The sequence below is a fragment of the Bacillus tuaregi genome (assembly GCF_900104575.1).
GTDB classification, from domain to species: Bacteria; Bacillota; Bacilli; order Bacillales; family Cytobacillaceae; genus Bacillus_BD; species Bacillus_BD tuaregi.
The window spans coordinates 294,770-311,027 of the sequence record NZ_LT629731.1; the positions used below are offsets into that span (position 1 = coordinate 294,770).

Annotated in this window: 17 protein-coding genes; all 17 read left to right on the forward strand. The window is 44.1% G+C overall.

The annotated features are described in order from the left end of the window. Positions 1-8: 8 nt before the first annotated feature. Positions 9-869, forward strand: a complete 861-nt coding sequence (locus BQ5321_RS03775; RefSeq protein WP_071393292.1) for a F0F1 ATP synthase subunit gamma — start codon at positions 9-11, stop codon at positions 867-869. A 79-nt stretch (positions 870-948) separates the two neighbouring features. After that, positions 949-2,361: a F0F1 ATP synthase subunit beta gene (atpD, locus tag BQ5321_RS03780; RefSeq protein WP_071393293.1), complete on the forward strand. Its 1,413-nt coding sequence runs from the start codon at positions 949-951 to the stop codon at positions 2,359-2,361. Positions 2,362-2,383: 22 nt separating this feature from the next. After that, positions 2,384-2,791, forward strand: a complete 408-nt coding sequence (locus tag BQ5321_RS03785) for a F0F1 ATP synthase subunit epsilon (protein WP_071393294.1) — start codon at positions 2,384-2,386, stop codon at positions 2,789-2,791. A 595-nt stretch (positions 2,792-3,386) separates the two neighbouring features. Then, positions 3,387-4,379 carry a nuclease-related domain-containing protein gene (locus BQ5321_RS03790; RefSeq protein WP_159433398.1) on the forward strand — a complete coding sequence of 331 codons (993 nt, stop codon included), beginning with the start codon at positions 3,387-3,389 and terminating at the stop codon, positions 4,377-4,379. A 187-nt stretch (positions 4,380-4,566) separates the two neighbouring features. Then, positions 4,567-4,941, forward strand: coding sequence for an NADH-quinone oxidoreductase subunit A (locus BQ5321_RS03795; protein WP_071393295.1), 375 nt, complete (start codon positions 4,567-4,569; stop codon positions 4,939-4,941). A 26-nt stretch (positions 4,942-4,967) separates the two neighbouring features. Continuing rightward, the gene (locus BQ5321_RS03800) at positions 4,968-5,444 is read left to right on the forward strand and encodes a NuoB/complex I 20 kDa subunit family protein (protein WP_390622181.1); all 477 of its coding nucleotides are present in this window, start codon (positions 4,968-4,970) and stop codon (positions 5,442-5,444) included. A gap of 3 nt (positions 5,445-5,447) precedes the next feature. Continuing rightward, the gene (locus tag BQ5321_RS03805) at positions 5,448-6,527 is read left to right on the forward strand and encodes an NADH-quinone oxidoreductase subunit C (RefSeq protein WP_071393297.1); all 1,080 of its coding nucleotides are present in this window, start codon (positions 5,448-5,450) and stop codon (positions 6,525-6,527) included. 3 nt (positions 6,528-6,530) lie between these two features. Beyond that, on the forward strand, positions 6,531-7,631 hold the full coding sequence (locus BQ5321_RS03810; protein ID WP_071393298.1) for an NADH-quinone oxidoreductase subunit D: 1,101 nt from the start codon (positions 6,531-6,533) through the stop codon (positions 7,629-7,631). After that, positions 7,631-8,638 (forward strand): NADH-quinone oxidoreductase subunit NuoH, encoded by a 1,008-nt coding sequence (gene nuoH, locus BQ5321_RS03815; RefSeq protein WP_071393299.1) that lies wholly within the window; start codon positions 7,631-7,633, stop codon positions 8,636-8,638. Before BQ5321_RS03810 ends, nuoH begins: the two co-directional genes overlap by 1 nt. 148 nt (positions 8,639-8,786) lie before the next feature. Further along, on the forward strand, positions 8,787-9,206 hold the full coding sequence (nuoI, locus tag BQ5321_RS03820; RefSeq protein WP_071393300.1) for an NADH-quinone oxidoreductase subunit NuoI: 420 nt from the start codon (positions 8,787-8,789) through the stop codon (positions 9,204-9,206). After that, positions 9,203-9,715, forward strand: coding sequence for an NADH-quinone oxidoreductase subunit J (locus tag BQ5321_RS03825; protein ID WP_071393301.1), 513 nt, complete (start codon positions 9,203-9,205; stop codon positions 9,713-9,715). The genes nuoI and BQ5321_RS03825 overlap by 4 nt, the downstream gene beginning before the upstream one ends. Continuing rightward, complete coding sequence (gene nuoK, locus BQ5321_RS03830; RefSeq protein ID WP_071393302.1) at positions 9,712-10,029, forward strand: NADH-quinone oxidoreductase subunit NuoK; 318 nt, start codon at positions 9,712-9,714, stop codon at positions 10,027-10,029. The genes BQ5321_RS03825 and nuoK overlap by 4 nt, the downstream gene beginning before the upstream one ends. A gap of 92 nt (positions 10,030-10,121) precedes the next feature. Further along, the gene (nuoL, locus tag BQ5321_RS03835; RefSeq protein ID WP_071396763.1) at positions 10,122-11,990 is read left to right on the forward strand and encodes an NADH-quinone oxidoreductase subunit L; all 1,869 of its coding nucleotides are present in this window, start codon (positions 10,122-10,124) and stop codon (positions 11,988-11,990) included. Next, a complete protein-coding gene (locus tag BQ5321_RS03840; protein ID WP_071393303.1) occupies positions 11,987-13,495 on the forward strand; it encodes an NADH-quinone oxidoreductase subunit M in 1,509 nt (502 codons plus the stop codon). Before nuoL ends, BQ5321_RS03840 begins: the two co-directional genes overlap by 4 nt. Before the next feature lie 6 nt (positions 13,496-13,501). Beyond that, on the forward strand, positions 13,502-15,025 hold the full coding sequence (gene nuoN, locus BQ5321_RS03845; RefSeq protein WP_071393304.1) for an NADH-quinone oxidoreductase subunit NuoN: 1,524 nt from the start codon (positions 13,502-13,504) through the stop codon (positions 15,023-15,025). A 205-nt stretch (positions 15,026-15,230) separates the two neighbouring features. Next, entirely contained in the window at positions 15,231-15,530 is a 300-nt protein-coding gene (locus BQ5321_RS03850) for a hypothetical protein (RefSeq protein ID WP_071393305.1), read from the forward strand. A gap of 343 nt (positions 15,531-15,873) precedes the next feature. Next, positions 15,874-16,110, forward strand: coding sequence for a DUF1146 family protein (locus BQ5321_RS03855; protein ID WP_071393306.1), 237 nt, complete (start codon positions 15,874-15,876; stop codon positions 16,108-16,110). The last annotated feature ends 148 nt before the right edge of the window (positions 16,111-16,258 follow it).

Below are 16,258 nucleotides of genomic sequence, written 5' to 3' on the forward strand. Positions count from 1 at the left end.
GAGAACCTATGGCATCTTTACGCGACATACAGTCACGTATCACATCGACTAAAAAGATGAGTCAAATTACAAAAGCGATGCAGATGGTATCTGCTGCAAAAATGAACCGTGCAGAAATCAATGCTAGAGCTTTTGTTCCTTATATGGAAAAGATTCAGGAGGTCACAACCTCTGTGGCATCTGGAGCAAAGGACTCGAATCATCCGATGCTGAAGTCACGTCCAGTTAAGAAGACAGGCTATATTGTCATCACAGCTGACCGTGGTTTAGCCGGATCATATAACAGTAATATTTTGCGCCAGGTCCACCAAACAATTAAAAGCCGTCACAAGTCCAATGATGAATATGCAATCATTGCACTTGGCCGTGTAGGACGCGACTTTTTCAAAAAGAGAGGCATGACTGTTATCCTCGATATCGTTGGTCTTCATGACCAGCCTGCTTTTGCAGATATTAAGGACTTTACAAATAAAACCGTCAACATGTTTGCAGATGGTACCTTTGATGAGCTGTACTTATACTACAGTCACTATGTCAATGCCATCAAATATGATGTAACGGAGAAAAAGCTCCTTCCATTCTCAGACATGGGTGCCGAATCTGGGAAGCTAACTTCCTATGAATTTGAGCCGTCTGCAGAGGAAATTCTGGAGGTATTGCTGCCGCAGTACGCGGAAAGCTTGATTTACGGTGCTGTACTTGATAGTAAAGCAAGTGAGCACGCAGCCCGTATGACAGCGATGAAGAGTGCAACGGATAACGCAAATGATATTATTCATAGCTTAAGCTTGAGCTACAACCGTGCACGTCAGGCTGCCATTACACAAGAAATTACAGAAATCGTAGGCGGAGCCGCCGCCCTCGAATAAAGGATAGAATGGGAGTAGAGATGGTCGGAAAATCTCTATTCCCCTAAAGTTTTTTCATAGAACGGTAGGAGGGAAAATGATGAACAAAGGACGCGTTGTTCAAGTTATGGGTCCGGTTGTTGACGTGAAGTTCCAAAGCGGTCAGCTTCCAGAGCTCAATAACGCTTTGACAATCGCAACACGTAACGATAATGTTGAAATCAAGCTAACGCTTGAAGTTGCCCTTCACTTAGGTGACGATACAGTTCGTACGATTGCGATGTCTTCAACAGATGGACTAACACGTGGTGTTGAAGCTGTTGATACAGGTGCACCGATTTCTGTTCCTGTAGGTAACGTAACACTTGGTCGTGTATTTAATGTATTAGGAGAGGCAATCGACTTAGGAGATGCACTTCCTGCAGATGCCCGCCGCGACTCTATTCATAGAGAAGCGCCTAAATTCGAAGAGTTATCAACTGAAGTAGAAATTCTTGAAACTGGAATTAAAGTTGTAGACCTTCTTGCTCCATATATTAAAGGAGGAAAAATCGGTCTATTCGGTGGTGCCGGTGTAGGTAAAACGGTATTAATCCAGGAATTAATCAATAACATCGCGCAAGAGCACAGCGGTATCTCTGTATTCGCTGGTGTTGGTGAGCGTACTCGTGAAGGAAATGACCTTTTCTGGGAAATGACTGATTCAGGCGTTATCAAGCAAACGGCGATGGTATTCGGACAAATGAACGAGCCTCCTGGTGCACGTATGCGTGTTGCCTTGACTGGTTTGACAATGGCTGAATATTTCCGTGATGAGCAAGGACAAGACGTGTTATTGTTCATCGATAACATCTTCCGTTTCACACAAGCAGGTTCTGAAGTATCAGCGCTACTTGGCCGTATGCCATCTGCCGTTGGTTACCAGCCGACACTTGCTACGGAAATGGGACGTTTACAAGAGCGTATCACTTCAACTAACAAAGGTTCTGTTACATCTATCCAAGCGATCTATGTACCTGCCGATGACTATACTGACCCGGCTCCAGCTACAACGTTCGCTCACTTAGATGCAACAACAAACCTTGAGCGTAAGCTTTCTGAGATGGGTATCTACCCTGCGGTGGATCCACTTGCTTCAACTTCTCGTGCCTTGTCACCTGAAATTGTTGGCGAAGAGCACTATGATGTGGCTCGTAGAGTACAGTCTACTCTACAAAAATATCGTGAATTACAGGATATCATCGCGATGTTAGGTATGGATGAGCTTTCTGACGAAGATAAGCTTGTCGTAGCACGTGCGCGTCGTATCCAAAACTTCTTATCCCAAAACTTCCACGTTGCTGAGCAATTTACAGGACAACCAGGTTCATATGTTCCTGTAAAAGAAACAGTAAGTGGCTTCAAGGAAATCCTTGATGGTAAATACGATCACCTTCCAGAGGATGCATTCCGTCTAGTTGGTCGTATTGAAGAAGTAGTGGAAAGAGCAAAACAAATGGGTGTAGAGGTATAAATTCGGACCAGGAGGGTAAAAAATGAAGACGATCAAAGTCAGTGTTGTTACTCCCGACGGCCCGGTGTATGAGTCAGATGTAGAGATGATTAGTACAAAAGCTCAAAGTGGAGAGCTGGGAATTTTACCTGGCCATATCCCAATGGTAGCCCCATTACAAATCGGCTCCGTTCGTATGAAAAATGGGAGCAATACAGAATTCGTAGCCGTAACTGGCGGATTGCTAGAGGTTCGTCCAGATCAAGTAACGATTCTGGCCCAAGCTGCCGAAGCATCAGAACAAATCGATTTAGACCGCGCATTGAAAGCGAAGGAACGTGCGGAAAAGCGTCTAAACGAAGTTAAACAATCCAACGTCGACTTCAAGCGTGCCGAACTCGCGCTTAAGCGTGCGATTAACCGGATTAACGTATCAAAGAAAGATCTATAAGATTGAATTGATTGGAACACCTTATTTCGTCCTGCGGAATGAGGTGTTTTTTTATTTTAGAAGAGAGGTAGGTTGAGGAGATGTGCTAGGGAAGCGTGGAGACGGCAATTATCCTTATAATATGGAAGGAAAAGGTAATGTGGTGATAAGTAGCTAAAAAGCGCGGATAAGTAGGCGAAAAACGCGGATATAGGGCTGAAATCCGCGGATAACCTCTCCAAATGCGCGGATATCGTTCCGGAACAGCAAAATTGAGGTTTATACTTAAGGTTTTCGTCAATGAATTACTTTGGAGTAGATATATAGGGTCTATAAGTATACCTGTTTTTGGAGCTGGTTTCCCTCGTTTTCATATCTCCCCGCTGCTTTTCTAAAATAATCTCACCAATTTTCTTCAGTTTTAGAGTGTTATTAAGGAGGATGGATCCTTTAAGTGTTGAAGCTATGTTAACTGATTGAAACAAATCTCTAGATATTAAGAAATCTATAAATTACTTAGAAAAAAGTTAAAATTTATATTTTACGATAATAAAATAGCAGGGGATTTGGTCTCCGTAAGCGAATGAAATAGTACAAAACAAAAGGAGTGATAGGTTTGGATGAGCACCAAGAAAGAAAGATTCCTTTACGTCTGAGGCAAGCGGAGGCCCTTTTGAACAGACTGCCGAAAAGCCACCCAAAGGTTCCTGAACTGGAAAAGGAAATCGCCAGACGCAAAAAGGGATACCGTGGTGAAAAGCATGTAGATTATCATCTTACTTTTTTACCAAAGGAAAAGTTTTATACCATTTTGAAGGATAAGCGTCTGACTATAGGACAAACCTCTTTTCAAATTGATACACTTCTAATCTCTCCACAATTTCTCCTCATTATCGATGCCAAAAATTACTCAGGTTCACTTTATATCGACCGTTATTCAGAACAGCTTAGATGTACAATTGGTGAAGTAGAACAGGGGTATCCCAATCCCATCTCACAGCTGGAGCGTCAATGTCAGCTCCTGAAGGAATGGCTTCAGAAGCATTTTGAAGCGATGCCTGTTGAATATATGGCTGCGTTTCATGAAGGTAGTGGAATTTTTAAAACGGAGCTCATGGATAAGCGCGTATTCGATCGGGTAGTGTTTGCTGATAACCTCATCAGGAAAATCCAGAGCTACGAAAGGCTCCACAATAATAAGCCATCATTAGATGAAAAGAAAATCCGTAAATTGAAGAAATTGATCGTTAGACATCATCAGCCTGTATTAACGAGAATACTTGAGCAATATGGTATTTCTACCGAGGAGCTAGTGAAGGGTGTCCAATGTCCGAACTGCGCGCGATTCGGCATGGAGTGGATTTCGGGAAGCTGGAGATGTTCAAGCTGTATGATAACCTCAAAAAACGCTCATACGAAAGCCATCGAAGAGTTTCTTCTATTGAATAAATCTATGACTAATTCACAATGTAAAGAATTTCTAAACATTTTATCCTCGCATGCATCGTACAGGTTCATCAAGCCTCTTAAATTACCTTACAATGGAAATAACAAGGGTCGAAAATACTATTTCAATTTAAACAAGAATAGTAGCTTGTTTATTGAATAAGTTAGGTTTAGAAAGGCTTTTGTATGGAAACTAGAGCGAAAGTCTTGACAGGATATTCCAATATTTACAAGAAAAATATACAAGAATATCCATTAAAACTGTTATGTCGACACAAAATTGTAACAGTGTTATAATGTTATCGGTTACAATTTTAACTTTTCAGATAACAAAAAGGGGGAGTTGAGGCATGGATTTACTGAATATTTACCAGAATAATTATTTAATAGTTCTTATTTTTCTCATTCTAGGAATAATCTTGCCGATAGTAGCGTTATTTTTTGGAAAGTTACTACGACCACATAAACCTGAGACGGAGAAATATACCACTTATGAAAGCGGACTTGAGCCTTATGGAGATTCACGGGTCCAGTTTAATATCGCGTATTATGTTTTTGCTCTCATGTTTGTCATTTTTGATGTTGAAACCGTGTTTTTGTACCCATGGGCAGTTGCCTATGAGAAACTCGGCATTTTTGCGTTAATTGAAATGCTGATTTTTGTTGTTATGCTAGTCATCGGGCTTGTATATGCTTGGAAAAAGAAGGTGTTAAAGTGGAATTAAAATATGAAGGCTTCACCTTAGAGGAAATGGAAGAAATCAAGAGAAACGTCTTTCTATCAACGCTTGACCAAGTAAAGGGCTGGGCAAGAAGCAGCTCGATGTGGCCATTAACGTTTGGTTTGGCCTGCTGTGCGATCGAAATGATGGGAACGGGCGGAGCGCACTATGACTTTGACCGTTTTGGCGTTATTTTCCGGGCATCACCACGCCATTCGGATGTCATGATTGTGGCTGGGACCGTAACGAAAAAAATGGCACCAATTTTGAGAAGACTGTACGATCAAATGCCGGAGCCGAAATGGGTAATCGCAATGGGGTCCTGTGCGATTGCAGGCGGACCATATGTGAAATCATATTCCGTTGTCAAAGGGGTCGACCAAATTGTCCCTGTTGATGTATACATACCAGGTTGCCCACCGAACCCGGCTGCACTCATTTACGGAGTTAATAAATTGAAGGAGAAAATCCGTTACGAGGCAAAAACCGGGAAGAAGGTGATGTAACAAATGAGTGGAGAAAAGGATATCGAGCAACTGAAAAAGGAAGCAGCCGCGAAAGCGAAGGCCGCTGCGGCGGCAAAGGCCAAGGCTGCTGCTGAGGCGAAGCTGAAGGCTAAGGAGCAGGCTGAAGCGCCTAAGCCGTCTGATGAAGCGGCCCCAGCTGATGATTTAGCGAAGCAAAAAGCTGCCGCTGCAGCAAAGGCAAAGGCAGCCGCTCTAGCGAAGGCCAAGGCAAAGGAACAGACAGAGGCGAAAGCAGGGGGAGACGAAGCTGCGGGTGATGATTTAGCAAAGGCGAAAGCCGCCGCGGCCGCAAAAGCAAAAGCCGCTGCCCTGGCAAAAGCGAAAGCAAAGCAGCAGGCAGGGGACGCTAGCTCTGATGATGACGCTGCAAAAGCCAAGGCGAAAGCCGCTGCTGTTGCGAAGGCTAAGGCTGCTGCTGCCGCAAAAGCAAAAGCCAAAGCTGCTGGTGGAGATGCGGGTGATGAAAAAGCAAAGGCGATTGCTGCTGCAAAAGCCAAGGCCGCTGCTGTAGCTGCTGCGAAGGCCAAGGCTGCCGGAGCTGGAAAAGCTGCTGCAAGCGAGGCTGTTGAAGAGGAAAAGCCATCAGCAAATCAGCCTTATCTGGACAAATATGTCAAGGTGATTGAAGAGCATATTGGCAAAGACGCAATGGAAGATAGCTATATTAATAGATTATCAAAGGATATTCCGACTTTGGTCATTCGCAGACAGGACTATTTTAAAGTGGCGGAATATCTAAAATATAATGAACAGTTAAGCTTTGATTATGTATCAGAGCTACATGGCACGGATTTTCAAACCCATATGGAAGTATACGTAAGCTTATATTCTTATAAAAACTCGCAGCCGATTGCCATTAAGGTAAAGCTGGACCGAGATCAGCCTGAGATTGAGTCACTTGTACCTCTGTGGGCTGGTGCGAACTGGCCTGAATGTGAAGCATATGATTTATTGGGGATACACTTTAAGGGACACCCTGATCTCCATCGCATTATGCTGGGAGAGGATTGGGTAGGTCACCCTCTCCGTAAAGATTATGAGCCATATGATGTGGAGGTATAAGCAATGTTAAGAACGGAAGAAATGTTGTTAAATGTCGGACCTCAACACCCTAGTACACACGGCGTTTTCCGAATCGTTTTAAAAATAGATGGTGAGATCATTAAAGAAGCAAAGCCGGTCATCGGGTATTTGCATCGCGGAACGGAAAAGCTGGCAGAGAATCTGCAGTATACACAGATTATCCCTTATACAGACCGAATGGACTATGTCGCAGCCATGACGAATAACTATGTTCTCTGTCATGCGGTTGAAACCATGATGGACCTCGAGATTCCAGAGCGGGCTGAATACTTAAGGGTTATTGCGATGGAGCTGAATCGAGTCGCCAGCCACCTGGTTTGGTGGGGAACCTATTTGCTTGATATCGGGGCCACCAGCCCATTCATCTATGCCTTCCGAGACCGTGAAATGATCCTGAATTTATTAAATGAGCTTTCAGGCGGTCGGATGACGTTTAACTATATGCGTGTCGGCGGTGTTAAGTGGGATGCTCCGGACGGCTGGATTGACAAGGTGAGGGAATTTGTCCCTTATATGCGTGAACAATTGAAGGGCTATCACCAGCTTGTAACCGGAAATGAAATTTTCCTTAACCGGGTCAAGGGGATTGGCATTATTACGCCTGAGGAGGCACTGCAATATTCCTTAAGCGGTACCAATCTTCGCAGTACAGGGATTAAATGGGATTTGCGTAAGGATGAACCGTATTCGATTTATGACCGGTTTGATTTTGATGTCCCTGTCCAAACGGGCGGCGATTGCTGGGCACGCTATCAGGTGCGCTTGGCAGAAATAGAAGAAACCCTAAAGATTATTGAACAGGCGGTTGAGCAGTTTCCAAAGGACGGTCCGTTTATGGCGAAGGTGCCGAAAATCATTAAGGCGCCGCCTGGAGAAACCTATGTCCGAATTGAGTCTCCAAGGGGCGAAATCGGCTGCTATATTTCCAGTGATGGGAAAAAGGAACCATATCGCTTGAAGTTTAGACGTCCATCCTTCTATAACCTTCAAATTCTCCCTAAGCTATTGGTAGGGGAAAATATATCAAACTTAATCGTCATTCTTGGGGCGATTGATATTATCCTAGGGGAGGTTGATGGATAATGATGGCCGAGCTCTTAAACTCAAGTCCGAGTCTTGCCAGCTTTGGGATTTTCTTTTTACTGGCTACCTTATTTTTATTTGTTGTCCTTGGGTATGTAACCTATGTCATCCTAGCAGAGCGTAAAGTGTTGGGATTTATGCAGCTCCGGATTGGTCCTAACCAGCTTGGAGGAAAATGGGGACTATTGCAGACGGCAGCAGATGTTTTGAAGCTTCTTTTAAAAGAAGATATTATTCCAAAGCTTGCGGATAAGCCGTTATATATATTGGCGCCGGTCATTGCCTTTGCGCCATCGTTTATGGTTATTGCGGTGATTCCATTTACGGATAACTTTTATTTTGCCGACATTGGCGTTGGGCTCCTTTATTACATTGCCATCTCAGGAATTACCGTGCTTGGTATGGTGACGGCCGGCTGGGCATCGAATAATAAATATGCTCTGCTTGGTGCGATGCGTGGGGCGGCACAGATGATTTCGTATGAAATCCCGCTCGTTATGTCCGCTGTAGGGGTCATTCTATTATCTGGCAGCTTAAATTTAACTGATATCGTGAATGCTCAGCAAAACGGCTGGTTTATGATTGTGCAGCCGATTGGCTTTATTCTGTTCTTTGTTGCGGCTGTAGCTGAACTAAACCGGATTCCGTTTGACCTTCCAGAATCCGAATCAGAGCTTGTATCAGGCTATCACGTTGATTACTCAGGCTTTCGATTTGCGTTCTTCATGTTAACGGAGTATACGTATATGTTCGCCATGTCTGCCCTTATTGTTGTTTTATTCTTAGGGGGCTGGCTGCCGCTTCCATTCCTGGGCTTTATCCCTGGTGCAGTCTGGTTCGCGTTGAAATTTAGTGTGGTGACATTTGTTCTAATCTGGATGCGTGCCACTTTCCCGCGTGTCCGTCCTGACCAGCTGATGGAATTTGCCTGGAAAATATTACTGCCAATCGCCTTGGCCAATATCTTCCTAACCGCAATCATAAAAGAAATCATCAAGCTATTCTAATAAGAGATATACGTTAACACGTTAAAGCACCGGGGGTCAGACCCCCAGGACGTTACCGCGTTAAAGTGGCGGGGGACTGACCCCCAATGGTTTAACGTGCTAAAGGGGAAGGGGAACCTTATACCCCATTTACTCAAGAGGTGATCACATGATTGGATTAATGAAAGGTTTGGCGTATACGCTGAAGAATTTGTCACGTGAGAAAATGACGTATGACTATCCGAATGAATCGATCCCGCTGCCTGACCGTTTTCGTGGTATACAGAAATTTTATCCGGAGAAATGCATTGTCTGTAATCAATGCGCCAATATTTGTCCGACTGACTGTATTAACTTAACAGGGAAGAAGCATCCAGACCCAACGAAAAAAGGGAAAGTGATCGACACATATGATATAAACTTTGAGATTTGTATTCTATGTGACTTATGTACAGAGGTTTGTCCGACTGAAGCCATTATCATGACGAACAATTTTGAGCTGTCAACGTACAGCCGCGATGAATTATTTAAAAACCTCGAATGGCTCGATGAAAATGATGAGAATATTCGGCAGGTGAATAAACCATGAGTGGAGAGTTTCTTGCTTTTATCATACTCGCATTAATTGCCGTTTCAGGCGGCGTCCTGCTGTTGAACCTGACCAAGGTTGTGCATATGGTCCTGGCCTTAGTGGCGACCTTCATCAGCATCGCAGGTATCTATATTCTCTTATCAGCTGAGTTCCTAGCGGTCGTTCAGATATTAATCTACTCTGGAGCGATCACGATTATCATGCTCTTTGGTATCATGTTAACTCGGCATGATGACAAGGACGAAACAACGGCAGGCTGGGGGAAGAGAATTGCTCTTTTCGTCGGTGTGGCAAGCTTTGCCGCCGTTGTCTACCTGGGAATCTATAACCTTGATTTTCCGGTACAGGACGTGGAGCTCCATGTAAATAATACAGAACAAATCGGTGTTGCCCTTTACTCAAAATACATTATTCCATTTGAATTAACGTCGATTGTCCTGTTAGTGGCTCTGATCGGGGCTATTATGTTAGCAAAAAGAGATAAAAAGGAGGCCGATGAATCATGAGTGCAACCGTACCGATTTCGGCTTACCTGGCATTGGCCTTAATCCTTTTCTGCATTGGCCTTTACGGGGCATTGTCGAAACGAAATACGATCATTGTCCTGATTTCGATTGAGTTAATGTTAAATGCCGTCAATATCAATCTAGTAGCCTTCAGCAAGCTGGGTGTAGCGCCTTCGATTAACGGGCAGATTTTCGCCCTCTTCAGCATGGCAGTTGCAGCAGCAGAGGCAGCGATTGGCTTAGCTATTTTGATGGCACTTTATCGTAACAGAAAAACCGTTAATATTGATGAAATGGATACGATGAAGCACTAAACTAAACAAAGCTTCAGAGTTTATGAGGAGAGCGGATGATTTTCTTCCGCGAAGGCCCTATAGATGGGTACCTCAAAAAGGGGGATCTGAATTTGATGGAAAGCGCATGGCTCATACCGCTTTTCCCGCTACTATCGTTTCTACTTCTCGTCCTTTTCGGCAAGCGGCTGAAAGAGGCAAGCTCATATATTGCCATATTACTGGCATTTGCCTCATTTATTTATTCCGTGTTGGTGCTTTTTGATCGCTTTGCGGCGCCAACCTTTAAATCAGAAGCAGTTTGGCTGAAAATCGGGGAATTAGAGCTTACAGTGGGATTTGAAGTCAATCAATTAAACGCATTAATGTTAGTCATCGTCTCACTTGTCAGCTTTCTTGTACATACATATTCCGCTGGGTATATGAAAGGTGACGACCGATTTTCTGTTTTTTATTCCTATTTAGGTTTGTTCACATTTTCAATGCTTGGACTTGTTCTTTCACCGAACTTACTACAAACCTATATTTTCTGGGAATTAGTAGGGGTAGGTTCATTCCTGTTAATCGGATTTTATTTTTACAAGGAAGAAGCGAAGGCAGCAGCGAAGAAAGCCTTCATTATGACCCGTATCGGTGACGTTGGTCTCTTAATCGGGATGATTCTATTATTCTGGCAGGTCGGCAGCTTTGAATATGATGAAATCTTCAAGGCTGTGACAGCGAATGAGATTTCAAATGAAATGATTACGTTAACCGCCATTCTTATTTTTATCGGAGCCGTTGGAAAATCAGGTCAATTCCCGCTCCACACCTGGCTTCCGGACGCGATGGAAGGTCCGACGCCAGTTTCCGCACTCATCCACGCCGCAACGATGGTTGCCGCGGGTGTGTATTTAGTCGCATCCCTGTTCCCGCTCTTTGAAGCGAGTGAAGCAGCGATGTTAACCGTGGCAGTGATTGGAGGCGTGACGGCTATTTTTGCCGCATCCATCGCCCTGACACAAAAGGATATTAAGCGCGTCTTGGCTTACTCAACCGTCAGCCAGCTTGGCTATATGATGCTGGCTTTAGGCTCTGCAGGTTATGTAGCAGGCGTATTCCATTTAACTACCCATGCCTTTTTCAAGGCCTTATTATTCCTTGCCGCCGGTAGTGTAATCCATGCAGTAAATACGCAGGATATTGAAAAAATGGGCGGTCTCTGGAAAAAGATTCCGAAGACGAGCATGCTGTTTCTAATCGGAACAATGGCGATCAGTGGTGTGCCATTATTCTCAGGCTTTTTCAGTAAGGATGAAATTCTCGTGGCGACCTGGAATGCAGGCCATCCGTTCTTATTCACATTAGCTGTGATTACAGCCTTTCTAACTGCGTTCTATATGTTCCGTTTATTCTTTATGGTCTTTTCAGGTGAAGCACGTGAAAAGGTGGAGCATGTTCACGAATCACCGTCATCGATGACGATGCCGATGATGATTCTCGGTGTGTTAGCGGTGATTGCCGGCTTTATCAATACACCATGGTTCGGGACATATTTAGGCGATTGGCTTTTAGAAGGAAACGAGTTGCTTGGTCACGGACATCATGAGGCACCCGTTTGGATCATGCTTGTTGCGACGGTTGTTTCCCTTTTAGGTATTTACCTAGCCTGGTTAATTTACGGGAAAAAATCGATTTATCGTGATTGGTTAACGAGAAGATTCCCGCTTGCCTACAGTATTTCGTATAACAAATGGTTTATCGATGAGTTGTATGAATACACGGTGGTCAATCTCACGAAGATATTCAGTCTCTTCCTTCAATATATTGAATGGTTCATTGTTGAAGGCTTAGTCAAGCTTGTACAGGGTACAATCTCCACGCTGGCACACTGGGGCTCAAGGGTCCAGAACGGCCATATCCAAATGTATGGTGCGGTTGCCTTTGTCGGCTTGGCGGTCTTAGTTGTCATCTACGCTTTCACAGGGGGGTATTTTAAATGAGTCTACTATCGTTCTTGATTTTCTCCCCTCTTATTGGTGTGTTAGTGCTGTTATTTATACCGAAATCACAGGAAAAGCTCTTGAAGGGGATTGGCTTTTTAGCAACGATTCCAGCGCTTGTGATTTCCTTAAGTTTATTTTTCCAATACCGCTCAGGACTGGATTTAGCCACGTTGAGCGAAAGGCTAGACTGGATCGCCTTTAAAAATGCGATTCAATACGGGGACTTATTTACCATAAAATATGAGCTTGGCGTCGACGGCTTCCAGCTTGTGCTGCTTGTGCTAACAGCGGTGGTGGCGACCCTTGCAGCGATTGCTTCCGTTCATATCAAGAGCGAATGGAAGGGCTATTTCATGCTATTCCTCCTGCTGGAAACAGGGATGCTGGGTGTGTTCGCTGCAGAAAACCTAGTTTTATTTTTCCTATTCTTTGAAATGACCTTGATTCCAACCTTCTTCTTAATTGGAAAATGGGGCTATGAGGAAAAGGTCAAAGCAGCTTACAGCTTCTTGATTTATAACGGATTGGGTTCTGCGATTCTATTAATTATCATTATCGTGTTCTTTGCCCGTACAGGTACAACGAATATTGAAGCCTTGCAGACGATTATGACTTCAGAAAGTCCACAGCTGGTGGCCAGCATGTCTGACAATTTGAAGCTTGGCTTGTTCATTGCCCTGCTAGTGGCCTTCGGGGTTAAGCTGCCAATCTTTCCATTGCATAGCTGGATGGTGCGCGTGCACGTTCAGGCACCGCCATCCGTGGTAATGATTCACTCTGGTATTCTGTTAAAAATTGGTGCCTACGGTCTGATCCGCTTTGGAATGGGGATTTTCCCAGAGCAGTTTACGTCTATGGCCGCCATGCTAGCGGTTCTTGGGGTGATCAATCTGCTGTACGGAGCGTTCCTGGCCTTTGTGCAAAAGGACTTCAAGATGGTGCTGGCTTATTCATCGATTTCCCATATGGGAATTGTGCTCATTGGTTTAGGGGCTTTAAATGAAGCAGGGATTCAGGGTGCGATTTTCCAGGTCGTTTCCCACGGCTTGATTTCGGCACTGCTCTTCTTCTTAGTCGGTGTTTTTTACGAAAGAACGCAAACGACAGAGTTCGAAAAGCTTGGCGGGCTGGCAAAGTCTATGCCATTAACAGGCGGATTTTTACTGGCTGGCGGGATGGCGTCGTTAGGCTTACCGGGGATGTCTGGGTTTGTCAGTGAATTTATGGCGTTCTTAGGATTGTTCAAGGAAATGCCGGTGCTCGCCGCTGTCGGGGCCATCGGTATCATTATGACGGCAGTGTATTTGCTTCGCGCGGTGCTTGGCATTACGTATGGAACAGCGAATTGGGATTGGTATGGAGCGAAGGACCTCCGCGCGGTTGAGTTTGTACCGGCCGTTGTGCTGCTTGCCTTGATTGTGCTCATCGGTGTGTACCCAAATATACTGAGCGAACCACTGCAGTCAACATTAGATTTTATTATGCTTAGGATCGGAGGGTGATGAGGGATGGATCTTGAAACATTGTTATCATTTGAATGGGGTATCATGATGCCTGAGTTCATCATCCTTGGGGTCGCGACGATTATTACCGTGTTAGATTTATTTATGCCCAAAACGCAAGGCCGGAAAATTCTTGGCTGGCTTGGCTTTGTCGGGATTTTAGCGGCGATTGCCTCGCTGTTAGGGCTCTTGGATAAAGAGGTCACATCGATTTTAGACGATACCTTCAGGCTTGATGCCTTTGCGAAGGCGTTTAAGCTGATTCTACTTGCGGGTGCCGGATTGGTGATGCTTTTGGCCATCAGCTATGAGCCAAAGGAAGGCATGAAGGAGTATCGTGGAGAATTCTTTTATCTTTTCTTAGCTGCCTTACTGGGCGCTATGATTATGACGTCAAGTGGAGACTTGATTACGCTGTATGTAGGACTTGAATTGCTTTCACTTTCCTCCTATATACTGGCAGGGATTCGCAAGACGAACCTGCAGTCCAATGAGTCGGCGATGAAATATGTGGTGAACGGGGCGTTATCCTCTGCCATCACGCTGTTTGGTTTGAGCTATGTGTTTGGCTTAACGGGCACAACTAATTTGGCTGATATGCGAAATGTATTAATGGGAATTAATGATTCTCAGCAGGTCTATCTATTAGTCATTGCCTTCTTCATGGTCTTTGTTGGTTTATCGTTTAAAATTGCGGCAGCGCCCTATCATATGTGGGCGCCGGATGTATACCAGGGTGCACCAACACCGGTTACTGCCTTTTTAAGTGTAGTCTCAAAGGCTGCCGGGTTTGCCTTAATTGTTCGGATTATTCTTTCCATCTTTGCCAGCGTGGCAACAGATGGTCCAGGCTCCACGTCGATTCTGATGAATATGGAGCATTACATTGCGTTTATCGCAGCGGCGACGATGATTATCGGGAACGTGGTCGCATTGCGTCAGACAAATATCAAGCGTTTGTTTGCTTACTCGAGTGTCGCGCATGCCGGTTATTTATTGGTGGCTGTCGCAGCGCTATCCCTGTTCATGTTTGATTCGCTTTGGTTCTATTTAGTCGCTTATCTGTTCATGAACATGGGCGCCTTTGCGATTATCCAGCTTGTGACAGAGAAATCCGATTCAGAGGATTTGAGTCATTTTGCCGGCTTATATAAGCGGGCACCGTGGCTGGCAGTGGCATTGGCCGTACTCGTTCTATCGTTAGCCGGAATTCCGGGTACAGCCGGCTTTATCGGTAAGCTGAACATCATAACAGGGGCACTTGTCCGTGATGAAGCCAACTATGTGCTAGTCGGGATTATGATTGCCACAACGGTTGTATCGTATGTGTATTATTTCAGGATTTTGGCCCAGGTATTCTTTAAACCGGCTCCTGAGGGAAGCGAAAAGGTGAAAATTAAGGTTCCAGTTGGAATCGGGATTGTCATAGTCCTTTGTGTCGTTGCCAGCGTCGCCTTCGGAATCTTCCCGAACCTGGCGTTTGACTTCCTGCAAACACAATTTTATGAGTTTGGCGACTTTTTAAGATAAAGGGATAGGTAAAAAGAAGGAGATTTGCTTCTCCTTCTTTTTTTTTCGTATGGTGAGCTCGGACTTTGGAGTTGAGTGGAAGGGCTGTATCCTGTCTCCTGTTTCCTGCAAAAAAAGGAAAGCGATGGAATAACGTCTTTATTTTCCCGTTTAGGTTAACTTTTCTCTTTTCATTCATATGCTTAAGTATGAGGAGTGAAATGCGATGAAAAAGGGACAGGAGCCGTTTGAGATTGAAACACTTAAGCATATTCGAAATCGACTTGATTATATTTACTCCATTTCTAAGCGATACAGCCATGATCAGCCTGAGTTAATGGATACGGTCGCAAGCTTAGCCTCGATCGCGAAAATGTTTGCCAATGTAAAGATGGAAGAGTTAAAGGGAAGTGTGGAAACGGAGGGCTCTCAGGGATATATTGTGCGGAATCTCGGGAATGCCTTCTCGAGAATGCAGGATTATGAAAAACAGCAGGACCCGAAGTTCCCTGATTGGAAGCTGTGATGCCTGCTTGAGAGGGCTTCAATCGTTAGAAAAAAAATAAATCTCTTTAAAGGCGCCTGTTTGGCGTCTTTTTGTTTTGGACGCGTGACTAATTTTTTCACGATAAATCAGCAGTTGAATACGAATAATATAGATGGACGATAGTGTATAACTTCGAAATGTTTTTGAAATAATTTTGAAATATTTGAAACCTTTTTGTTGGTCATTCGTTAAATAAGGGGTGCGGCTTGTGTGTTTTTGCATTCCTCAGTCGTTTTATTCGTCGTCTAAGGTCCTTTTTATAGGAGAGTGATGGAAGATGTGGTAAAATATTGATTGGAGTGTAAAAAAAGGGGGAGATGATGTGTTAACGTCGTATGGACCACAAGCGATTTTGAGTATAATCTCGCATCTCGTGTTTATTGCGTTAGCATGGTGGGCCTTGATGGCGATAAACTTTGAAAAGTTTTTACGTCCTAATCGGGTGTTTCAAGCGAGATTGCTCTATATTTTGCTATCGATTGCGATTGGTTCAATCGTTAGTAACTTTTTCCTCGACTACCTGGCATGGTCACAGCAGCTTCCACTTTTATTGGAATAGAAATTGGAAAAAAGATAGGTCTTCATACACGTTTCCAATTTGGAGATTTTTCAGTACAATTCAATTTGGTATGATGTAAAACCTAGCTCACATACATAGACATCATTTTGTTCATTTTTTTACAAAGTCATTGTCAAAAAGTGACGGT

What these genes read in the sequence shown, in the direction of transcription:
- nuoH (WP_071393299.1), top strand. Translation starts at nt 7,631, where the DNA reads ATGATGGCCGAGCTCTTAAACTCAAGTCCGAGTCTTGCCAGCTTTGGG.
- BQ5321_RS03840 (WP_071393303.1), top strand. Translation starts at nt 11,987, where the DNA reads ATGAGTCTACTATCGTTCTTGATTTTCTCCCCTCTTATTGGTGTGTTA.
- nuoK (WP_071393302.1), top strand. Translation starts at nt 9,712, where the DNA reads ATGAGTGCAACCGTACCGATTTCGGCTTACCTGGCATTGGCCTTAATC.
- BQ5321_RS03785 (WP_071393294.1), top strand. Translation starts at nt 2,384, where the DNA reads ATGAAGACGATCAAAGTCAGTGTTGTTACTCCCGACGGCCCGGTGTAT.
- BQ5321_RS03800 (WP_390622181.1), top strand. Translation starts at nt 4,968, where the DNA reads ATGGAAGAAATCAAGAGAAACGTCTTTCTATCAACGCTTGACCAAGTA.
- BQ5321_RS03850 (WP_071393305.1), top strand. Translation starts at nt 15,231, where the DNA reads ATGAAAAAGGGACAGGAGCCGTTTGAGATTGAAACACTTAAGCATATT.
- BQ5321_RS03795 (WP_071393295.1), top strand. Translation starts at nt 4,567, where the DNA reads ATGGATTTACTGAATATTTACCAGAATAATTATTTAATAGTTCTTATT.
- nuoN (WP_071393304.1), top strand. Translation starts at nt 13,502, where the DNA reads ATGGATCTTGAAACATTGTTATCATTTGAATGGGGTATCATGATGCCT.
- atpD (WP_071393293.1), top strand. Translation starts at nt 949, where the DNA reads ATGAACAAAGGACGCGTTGTTCAAGTTATGGGTCCGGTTGTTGACGTG.
- BQ5321_RS03810 (WP_071393298.1), top strand. Translation starts at nt 6,531, where the DNA reads ATGTTAAGAACGGAAGAAATGTTGTTAAATGTCGGACCTCAACACCCT.
- BQ5321_RS03775 (WP_071393292.1), top strand. Translation starts at nt 9, where the DNA reads ATGGCATCTTTACGCGACATACAGTCACGTATCACATCGACTAAAAAG.
- BQ5321_RS03805 (WP_071393297.1), top strand. Translation starts at nt 5,448, where the DNA reads ATGAGTGGAGAAAAGGATATCGAGCAACTGAAAAAGGAAGCAGCCGCG.
- nuoI (WP_071393300.1), top strand. Translation starts at nt 8,787, where the DNA reads ATGATTGGATTAATGAAAGGTTTGGCGTATACGCTGAAGAATTTGTCA.
- BQ5321_RS03825 (WP_071393301.1), top strand. Translation starts at nt 9,203, where the DNA reads ATGAGTGGAGAGTTTCTTGCTTTTATCATACTCGCATTAATTGCCGTT.